Origin of the sequence: Variovorax raffinosi (assembly GCF_051216615.1) — a bacterium.
Classification (GTDB): domain Bacteria; phylum Pseudomonadota; class Gammaproteobacteria; order Burkholderiales; family Burkholderiaceae_C; genus Variovorax.
The window spans coordinates 1-8,493 of record NZ_JBPJZR010000029.1 but is presented as its reverse complement, the minus strand read 5'-3'; the positions used below and the strand labels follow the sequence as shown (position 1 = coordinate 8,493).

Annotated in this window: 8 protein-coding genes; 5 read left to right on the top strand and 3 right to left on the bottom strand. The window is 59.1% G+C overall.

From position 1 onward, the window contains the following. Window positions 1-277 precede the first annotated feature (277 nt). A complete protein-coding gene (locus ACSFB7_RS37585) occupies window positions 278-1,438 on the bottom strand; it encodes an IS30 family transposase (protein ID WP_435477415.1) in 1,161 nt (386 codons plus the stop codon). A 481-nt stretch (window positions 1,439-1,919) separates the two neighbouring features. On the opposite strand from ACSFB7_RS37585, the gene ACSFB7_RS37580 reads away from it, so the two are divergent. The 5 genes from ACSFB7_RS37580 to ACSFB7_RS37560 all read left to right on the top strand — a co-directional run bounded on the left by ACSFB7_RS37580 (window position 1,920) and on the right by ACSFB7_RS37560 (window position 7,566). Then, window positions 1,920-3,464 (top strand): hypothetical protein, encoded by a 1,545-nt coding sequence (locus ACSFB7_RS37580; protein WP_435477414.1) that lies wholly within the window; start codon window positions 1,920-1,922, stop codon window positions 3,462-3,464. Between the two features lie 300 nt (window positions 3,465-3,764). Further along, window positions 3,765-4,181, top strand: coding sequence for a polysaccharide deacetylase family protein (locus ACSFB7_RS37575; RefSeq protein ID WP_435477413.1), 417 nt, complete (start codon window positions 3,765-3,767; stop codon window positions 4,179-4,181). A 76-nt stretch (window positions 4,182-4,257) separates the two neighbouring features. Further along, on the top strand, window positions 4,258-4,605 hold the full coding sequence (locus ACSFB7_RS37570; RefSeq protein WP_435477412.1) for a polysaccharide deacetylase family protein: 348 nt from the start codon (window positions 4,258-4,260) through the stop codon (window positions 4,603-4,605). 138 nt (window positions 4,606-4,743) lie between these two features. Next, complete coding sequence (locus tag ACSFB7_RS37565; RefSeq protein ID WP_435477411.1) at window positions 4,744-5,727, top strand: glycosyltransferase; 984 nt, start codon at window positions 4,744-4,746, stop codon at window positions 5,725-5,727. Between the two features lie 543 nt (window positions 5,728-6,270). Further along, window positions 6,271-7,566, top strand: a complete 1,296-nt coding sequence (locus ACSFB7_RS37560) for a hypothetical protein (protein ID WP_435477410.1) — start codon at window positions 6,271-6,273, stop codon at window positions 7,564-7,566. Between the two features lie 64 nt (window positions 7,567-7,630). On the opposite strand, the gene ACSFB7_RS37555 is transcribed toward ACSFB7_RS37560, so the two are convergent. Further along, the gene (locus ACSFB7_RS37555; protein ID WP_435477409.1) at window positions 7,631-8,155 is read right to left on the bottom strand and encodes a DUF2514 family protein; all 525 of its coding nucleotides are present in this window, start codon (window positions 8,153-8,155) and stop codon (window positions 7,631-7,633) included. Beyond that, the coding region (locus ACSFB7_RS37550) for a glycoside hydrolase family protein (RefSeq protein ID WP_435477408.1) at window positions 8,155-8,493 on the bottom strand (339 nt) is incomplete at its 5' end. The genes ACSFB7_RS37555 and ACSFB7_RS37550, both read right to left, overlap by 1 nt.

Below are 8,493 nucleotides of genomic sequence, written 5' to 3'. Positions count from 1 at the left end.
CACCTGAACAGCCGAATTGACGATCTCCTGCCACATCGCTGGCAACCGCTCACCTGACTCTGCAGCAGGGGCAACCGCTGATCGGGACCGTCAAGATGGAGCGCCCATCCGCTTACCCTGTGTTGACCCAGCACGCGTGATCTACCGAGTCAGCATCTCGCGATCGCCGCAATAACCATGATCCTCGCCGGGCTCTTTGCCTCTGCTTGACGTCGTCAAGCGTCAAAAGAGGCTCATCTGCCACCCCACCGCCCTCGGCTGGTATGGGGCGGCGGATTCAACCGGTCGATGCAACAGATTCGCTGAACATCTCAGCGGGCGTCTGGGAGCCGAGCGTCTTACGCAGCCTCTCATTCAATTGTCGCGCGATCGCGTTGAGCTGAGCCTGTGAGTAGCCCGAGATATCGACGCCCTTGGGCATGTACTGCCTGAGCAGTCCGTTCGTGTTCTCGTTGCTTCCGCGCTGCCAGGGGCTGCGCGGATCACAGAAGTAGACCTGGATATCGGTGGCTATCGTGAATTGCTTGTGCCCGTGCATCTCCGTGCCTCTGTCCCAGGTCAGTGACTTGTAGAGCTCCTGCGGCAATTTGCGAGCATTCTTGATGAGCGCGTTCACAACCGTTTGCGTGTCTTTGCCTTCCAGCTTCACCAACATCACATATCGCGTTTGACGCTCAACCAGCGTTGCGATCTGGCTGTTGGCACTTCCAAAAACCAAGTCTCCTTCCCAATGGCCAGGCACCGCCCGACCCTCAACAGAAGCGGGTCGCTCGCTGATCGAAACCGCATCGACGATCTGCCCATGGATCGCCGTCTTCTGCGTGTGATGACGAGAGCGACGCATGCCGCGAGTACGTCTGAGGTGCTCCAGCAGCTCCTTCTTCAAGGCGCCACGCGCTTGGATGAAAAGACTGCGGTAGATGGTCTCGTGTGACACGTGGAAGGTCTCGTCGCACGGATAAGTATGCTTGAGCCATCCAGCAATTTGCTCCGGCGACCACAGCAGGCGCAGCTTGTCGGTCACCACACGCGCCAGGGCGTGGCTCTCAGCCAGTTTGCAGCGCTTCGGACGATGCGCCCGATCCCAAGCCGCGCTGTCGGCCTGGTTCGCCCGATAGCCAACTCGCCCACCATTGCGCTCGATCTGGCGACTGACCGTAGAGGGCGCTCGCTCGATTCGCGCTGCGATCGCACGGATCGAGTGGCCGATCACCAGGGCACGAGAGATTTCCTCTCGCTCAGCAAGTGTCAGCGCCAGCCTCGAGCGATGTCGCTCGGGCGGGCGGATACCACCCGTCTGAGCCAGAATGCCTCGTACGGATCCGTGTGATCGATCAAACAGGTGAGCGATCTGATGAAGAGTCCAGCCGGCCTTCCAGCGCTCCCACATCAATGCCTTCTGGCTGTCCGTGTAGTAGGTCCGTGTCCGGTACTTCATCTGCAACACTCCTTCTGCCTACGCAGTTCTTAGTGTGTTGCATCGACCGGTTGAATCCGCCGCCCTGAGCCGAAGTTCGCTGTTCTCGAAAGCAGTCGTTTATCTGCTCACACTTGTGCTCACCAAAGGTCCAGTCGGTCAATCTGAAACTAGACAGTTTCTGCACCAGCCGGGACATCCCCGAAGTTGAAGACGAAGCCGCGCACCTGGCCCAGTCCCTTAGCTTGATCGACTACTTCGCCGCAACCGCGATACCCGGAGTTCCCGTGGAGCTCCAGCCGCGCTGCACCCGCAAGCGCTTTCTCGTCTGCCGGCCAGTCTTGTAGGTACGGAGACTGCAGTTCGCCAACCATCACCGGATGCAGCAGGTTGGGAACTGTTTGGCCAACCTTGTAAGAACCCTGAAAGCTCCACGCCAGCCAGCTTGGCCAAGGGAATGAGGATCGCGTAGGCCAAGGTAAGATGACTTGGCAGAAGTCCTATGCAGCACCTGAACCTCCCATTCGCAACCGAGAGCGACCTCACGAGGAACCATCTCGCCGGCCTGGCTCAGCACTATTCGCTTCCACACCTGCACGAGAGCATCAAAAGCATTCAGCTTGCTTCTGATTTTTATGTCCCTCGCACTCTTCGGCGATACCTTTTCGACGCCATCCAGAGTGGATCCTTCAAAATTGCGTCCCCCTTGAACGGGCACCTGCACGCGGCTAAGCATTCCGTGGTGCTCGGTGAAGACAAAACGACCTTCGTGTTCTTCGAGGGGTTCATTGTCGGCATCGGCCACCTGGCGCGCGGCTTTCCTCTGTGCGCGCTGATCCTGCCAGCACAGCGACTATTCCTAAAAATAGTCGATGACCATTGGGCGGTTAGACATGAGCATCTCGAGCGGCTGGCGGAGCAACTTCGTCTTCACCCCATCGAAGCACAGCCTGAACCCGGGATTGACCTGCTTTCCGGCGACTCCAACTTCGCGCATCACGCTTGGAACCAGTTGCCATCCCTGCAGGCAATTATCAAGCATTGCAATCTCAAGGGTGCCGTCCAGATCATCAACACGCATGAGCCGCTCGGGCCGATCACGCAGATATTCCCGGAACTCGCACGTCTTTCGATGCGGCACGTCCCAGATGTCTTCCTTGCACAGATCAATGTGGCACCCAAGTTGCGGCTGCCCGTTGGATCGACCTTCATCCCTGGCAGGCTGGTTCATCGACTCCTGGCCGCGTTCAATTCCCGCGCGCAATCGGAGCAGGAGATCGCCCTGCGGCTCCGAGTCGCGGCACACAGTTCGACGATCCTGTGGCTCAGCATTCGTACAAGGACCCGAGTTCCAACCAACCAAGCACACGTCGTTGCCAAGATCGGACGCGACTACCTCTCCCGCAATCCAGACGGTCTGATCATCCTCGATGGGCATTCCGTGCCAGAGGACTTCATTGAGAACATCACCTATGACAAGCCAGCGCAGCGCAAGTTGGTCGAGGAATGTTCCGCGATCGCCGCTGAAGTAGCCGGCATGATCATTGCGCAAACTTCCCGCCCTGAATCTGTCTTGAACGCTGTCGGCATCAGCATTGCCCAGACCATTCTTCTTGCCCAGCAAGCAACCGTCTACTTCTGTCATCACGGCACGGTGCAGCATAAGGTCGGATGGTTTTCATCCGCGCCGGGGGTCGTCCATTGCAATAAGAGAACACTCCAGATCACCGATCTTGGGAGGTATATCGCAGATCAGTCAGCGGTCGCTGAAATTCCTATCTATCTCCCTCATGATTTGGTTGAATCCCCAACTGAATTCGAATCAGAAGACGCAGCAAGCCGCGCTGATATAGCGGAGAACTATTACGTCAACGACATCGAAACGGTGAGCGACACAGTGATGCAGTTGTTCGATCCGAATCACGCCAGGGCTCGTGCTGTGCAGCCTGCAGAGCAACCAAGCATAGCCAGAGCCGCCGTGATCTTCGGGGTGCTTGTGGCCTTAGTGATTGGCTACTTGAGCATAGTCGCCGCCATATTTTCATAGCCGAGCACCCAAAAGCCCCCCAGCCCTGCCAAAGCCAAAGCGGGTGATCCAGCGAGAGCTCGTGCTACCTTGCACCCGCCGGGACCAAGTGGTGTCAGCGTACCACTCGCAGATCGTGCCAGTGGCGCCCCGCTCGTTAGCGATGCGCGTCAGCGTGGTCGAACAATTTCTAGAAGAGCGACAAGCTGGGACGCAGACCACAACGAGGTCCTTTCCTTGGTCGCGCACCCTTCCAACAAATGCTTTGGCGCCCTGTTGCTACATGCAATACTTTGCGCCCAACTATTACTGGAGTGAGGAATGTCGAATGCTCGCCGGCGCCTTCTCGTGGGCGCGACTGTCTTCTTTTCTCTTTTGAGTTCGGTCAACGCGCTGACTTGGCCCAACGGCGCGATAAGCCTCTCACATGACGATGGCTGGCCCTCGCAGTTGACCCAAGCGACAACCTTGGAATCTTACGGTTTTCGCGGCACGTTTTACCTTACGCCCGGGGGCCTCCCCGTCGTCGTCTCTAACGCTTCCTCATGGCAGAGTGTTTTTCAGAGGGGGCACGAGGTTGGCAATCACTCGTACTCTCATTGGGGAAGTGCGACCCTGGCAGGCAAGACGTGGGTGGATGTGGCTACAGATGTCGGCACCAATGAGCAGTGGCTGCTCACGAACATCTACTCCAATACATCGGTCGATCATACGTATGCATATCCAGAAGGAAACTAAATCGTTGGTCCTCAGATCAGTACCTCAGCACAGGCAAGTTGGAGCCTGTGAATACGCAGCGCTCTTATCCGCCACCATGTCAGGCGCCACCGTCGTCGGTACTGCTGAGAACGATCCGGATGTCATAGCTCAGCGACGCTTTTTCGTTTCCAGACTTTCAATCGCCGGGGATGATGCGACGGCCTTCAACACAGCGAAAGCAGCCATCGACAACGGCATCGCGAAGGGGACGTGGACTGTGCTGGCGTTTCACTCGCTTGGAGACACTGGTGACGGCAACGCAGTCAGCTTGGCCGCTTACACGCAGATCGTCAACTACGTCTACACGAAGCGCAACGATCTGTGGGTTCAGCCGGTGGTCACCGCCAAAAACTATATTGTTGCGAACACTCCCACGAGTGCCTGGACCTGCACGCTGCCCTAAGCAGTTATTCATTAAGCCGCCCTCTATCGTTCCGCACGACGCCAAGCAGTAGCCCTACTTCGGCCAGCTATCAATCATGGCTCCGTGGCGCCTGCCTCCGAGCCAGATGGTCCACAGACGCTCGACGCTGGCTTGACCATGATCACCGAAGGCATGGCGTGGTCGCGAATCGCGCTAGCGGGAGTCGTCTGGACACAGCTAGTTGCCTGCCAGAATTGGCACCCATACCTCAAGGCACCCATGAGTGAGAGACAGAAAATCAGCGGCGTCGCTATCTCGTACAACCGCGCAGACGTGATCGAAGCGACATTGCGATCGCTATGGTTTCTCGACGAGTTGATTGTGGTGGACAAGTCGTCGACCGACGGGACGGCCGAGTTGGCCATGAAAATTGCCGACCGCGTCATCGTTGAGCCTTGGCGCCCATTGGGAGAGGACTCGCGGCAGTCCGCCGTAGACGCGTGTAAGCACGATTGGATCGTGTGCATGGACGATGACGAGTGTTTCAGCTTCGAGGCCGGCCAGTACATCCAGCAAGAACTCGAGGCGCCGCGCGCTGGCGTCTACATCTTTCCGATCCGTCACTACATCCTGGGCACCCATGATGAGGATGCCTACTACTGGCCGGATCGCAAGCCCAGGCTGTTCCGACGAGACGCTGTCATCTTCCGCAGCACGGTCCATAACGAATGGAACTACCGTGTCGAGGACTGCGCTTTCCCCTCCGCAGAAGATGAAATCTGCATCCACCATCTCACGCACAAAGACGCTGCGACCTGGATCGAGAAGACCAACAAGTACACCTCTCAGAACGACAGGTATCGCGTGTTCGAGGACGACTCGGATCTGATCGCCTTTGCCCATCGTCAGATCGACCAGCATTTCGCGCAGTCGAAGACCCAAGACCGCACTGGCTACGTCGCAGCCGTCTCAGTACTGCGCAGCCTCTACGACATCGTCGACCGGGTCAAAGGTTGGGAGGAGGCTCGCGGCATCAACGGAGCACAAGCATTTCTCGAACTCGCCACACGCCTTGAAGCGCGGTATCCAGTGCGCGAAAGAAAAATAGTCGCCGCAAATGCCATTCGGAAGCGCAAGAGATGGGGCATCTTCGGGCACTGAGCCGTCTCCAAGCGCAGAAAATCTCCCAGCCCGAAGGCTGAGGATGGTCACGGTGGCCGTGGGGATGGTGATTAGTCCGGCGTGGGCAACTTGCTGACTGGAAGGCTGTAGTCCGTCTGCGCTGACGTCAGCAGCGCGCGGTCGTTGCTCACCGTGCCGAGCAGAAGCTGCACTTCGTAGTCTCGCCCTTCAACAATGAGTCGGCCTCGGTCAAGAAGCTCTCGACCTCGTGCAGCCAAGACTTCGCGAAGCCCACTCAGAAGGGTGAGTGACCTTATTGCTCAGGGTGCGATGGCTTCGGCGTAGCGCTCGCAGATACCGCCGGCGGCATGAGCACCGTCGGCGAATTTTCCAGTTGTCAGTACGGGGTTTCCCCTCACCCAAAATCGGCCCGGCATTGGACTTTAGTCCAATGCGCTCCGCGACAGGCCTCTCTAACATCGCGCGCCGTTGGAGGATCTACTTATGTCGTTCGTTTCCTGCGCCGCCGGCCAAAGCCCGTCGGCAAGAATCCAAGTGCTCGCTCGTCGCGTGGCTGCCTCGATGCTTCTCTCGATCCTGGCGGCGTGTGGCGGCGGTGAAGATGGCGCGAGCGTCCCGATCTTTCCGATCGCGCCACCTCCGGCTCCGGTCACCTATCAGGCGACGTTGACACCAACCGCGGGCGAGGTCACGGTCGGTAAGACGCTACAGCTCGTTGTCTCGATGGTCGACAGCCAGGGCCGCAGCGTTGCCAACCCACCGACGGTCTTCACGAGCAGCGATCCGACGCTGGCCACCGTCGCAAACCAGGACGGTGCAGCATCCACAGGCGCCGTGACTGGAGTCGCGACCGGCTCGGTTCAGATCACGGCGAAGGCCACCGCCCCGGATGGCACGGCACTAACGCAGCAGGCGACGGTGACGGTCGTTGCTGCACCGCTCACCTACAAGCTCGTGCTGGCCAATCCGACCGTCAACCTGCAGTACGGCCAACCGATGACGGTCAGCGCGACTGTGTTGGCAAGCGACGGGACCGACGTGACCGCCGCAGCCAGCGGCTGGAGTTGGAGCAACAGCGATACCACCGTGGTTGGCATCACGCCCAGTGGGGCGACTGCAAGCCTGCTGGCAAACAATACTTCTTCGACAACGCCTGCTTCCGCTACTGTCACTGCTCAAACAACGGCCCCCAACGGCAGCACCATGAGTGGGCAAATCTCGGCGACCGCCCTGCCTAACTACACCTACCAAACGATCCTCTCAGCCACTTCAGCCAAGGTCGCAGCCGATCGGACTGTAGTCATCACCGCAAAGGTGCTGCGCAGTGATGGTGTTGACGTGACCGCTTCGAGCCAAACCTTGAACTGGGCAATGCCACCTTCGGGAAGCGCAAGCCTCGCGATGACGTTGAGCAACAACAATACAACCGCGACCTTTACCTCCACGCGGCCCGATCTCGACGTAGAGCCCTCCGATCCACCGGTGCCGGATGCAGGCGTTCAGACCAACGTCACCGTCCAAGCAGGCGACTCGCCTCCCGCCACCTTTGCAGTCACCGAATTTGCGCAATACACCAATGCCGTCTCAGGGGGGCCGCTGAATAGACCTGCCGCAACGAACTTCACTATCAGCCTGAAACGATTTCACAGTAGTGCCGACGGTTCGCCAGAGGTGACGAGCGAATGCGATTTCAGCCTGGCCACACCTCAGCCGCCAGGTAGCGCGCTCGGGATCGACCCTCCCGGTCTCATTCGTCTGTACTTCCAATCCGCTGGAACCTACACGCTAGGTTTCCAAAGTATCTGCACCAACAACGTCCCGCCGCATCTCTGGACCTTCACTTTCCTCATACTTTGAGGCCACATTAGCCCTGCAGCAGCACAAGATACATGCGGCCCCGACCATCGACCGGCGAAAAGGCCTAGTTCGCCGTCATTGCGTCGAAATACCGCTCACAGATGCTGCCGGCGGCGCCGCGTTCATCAGCAATGCTCGCCAGCTCTCTCGCTCTCGTGTTAGCCCGTCCGAACAGGTCGACAAGCAAATCGAGGGGGGCTGTGGCTGACGCCCTTCCTTCGGCAGCGGCGGCCGCTGCGCCGGCTGCACGGATGGCGGCGCGATAGGCAGCAACCTCGTCGCGCAGCTTGCGTTCAGCAGCGCCAGCACGATCAACAGCAACGCGGTACACGGCATTTTTTTGTTGACCATCTTCAATCACTCCTTCGACGCGACTGCGCCAGGTCTGTTCTTGCGTGCGCTGCGCGCATTCGGCAAAGCGGGCGGACTCGGCGGCCATGGCGCGGTAGGCGGCGAGATCCTTTCGCGCGGTCGCGGCTTCGGTGCGAGCAGCGGCGCTGCGGTCGCGCTCGATGCCTGCAATGAGCAGTGCACCAGCGAGCCCCAGACCAAGGGCCCAGAGCATCAGGGCGCGGAAGTCGGGCAGCATCAACCTAGCTCCGCCAGTGTCAGACACCAGTTCTTCTCGTACTGCCGGCGGTTCTGCAGCCCCTGCACGAACACGCCGCCGGAATAGCTCCATACCGGCCGACCATCTGGCCCGCGCGCGAGCGCCTTGCATGCCGCCTTGCGCCGACCATCACGCATCAGCCGGGCCGCGCGCGAATCGCACGCCCCATGCTTGCCCACGTTGATCGCGAAGAGCGTGAAGGTGTTAGTGCCGACGCAATCTTGACCAGCTAAACCGCAAAGTGCCGATCCAATATTGACCAGGGTGTTCCACTGACCTGCTGAGAATTTCAGCAGGGATTCAAGGTGATCACCATG

Coding starts and splice junctions, on each gene's coding strand:
- ACSFB7_RS37555 (WP_435477409.1), bottom strand. CDS start 8,155: ATGCTGCCCGACTTCCGCGCCCTGATGCTCTGGGCCCTTGGTCTGGGG.
- ACSFB7_RS37580 (WP_435477414.1), top strand. CDS start 1,920: ATGCAGCACCTGAACCTCCCATTCGCAACCGAGAGCGACCTCACGAGG.
- ACSFB7_RS37575 (WP_435477413.1), top strand. CDS start 3,765: ATGTCGAATGCTCGCCGGCGCCTTCTCGTGGGCGCGACTGTCTTCTTT.
- ACSFB7_RS37570 (WP_435477412.1), top strand. CDS start 4,258: ATGTCAGGCGCCACCGTCGTCGGTACTGCTGAGAACGATCCGGATGTC.
- ACSFB7_RS37565 (WP_435477411.1), top strand. CDS start 4,744: ATGATCACCGAAGGCATGGCGTGGTCGCGAATCGCGCTAGCGGGAGTC.
- ACSFB7_RS37585 (WP_435477415.1), bottom strand. CDS start 1,438: ATGAAGTACCGGACACGGACCTACTACACGGACAGCCAGAAGGCATTG.
- ACSFB7_RS37560 (WP_435477410.1), top strand. CDS start 6,271: ATGCTTCTCTCGATCCTGGCGGCGTGTGGCGGCGGTGAAGATGGCGCG.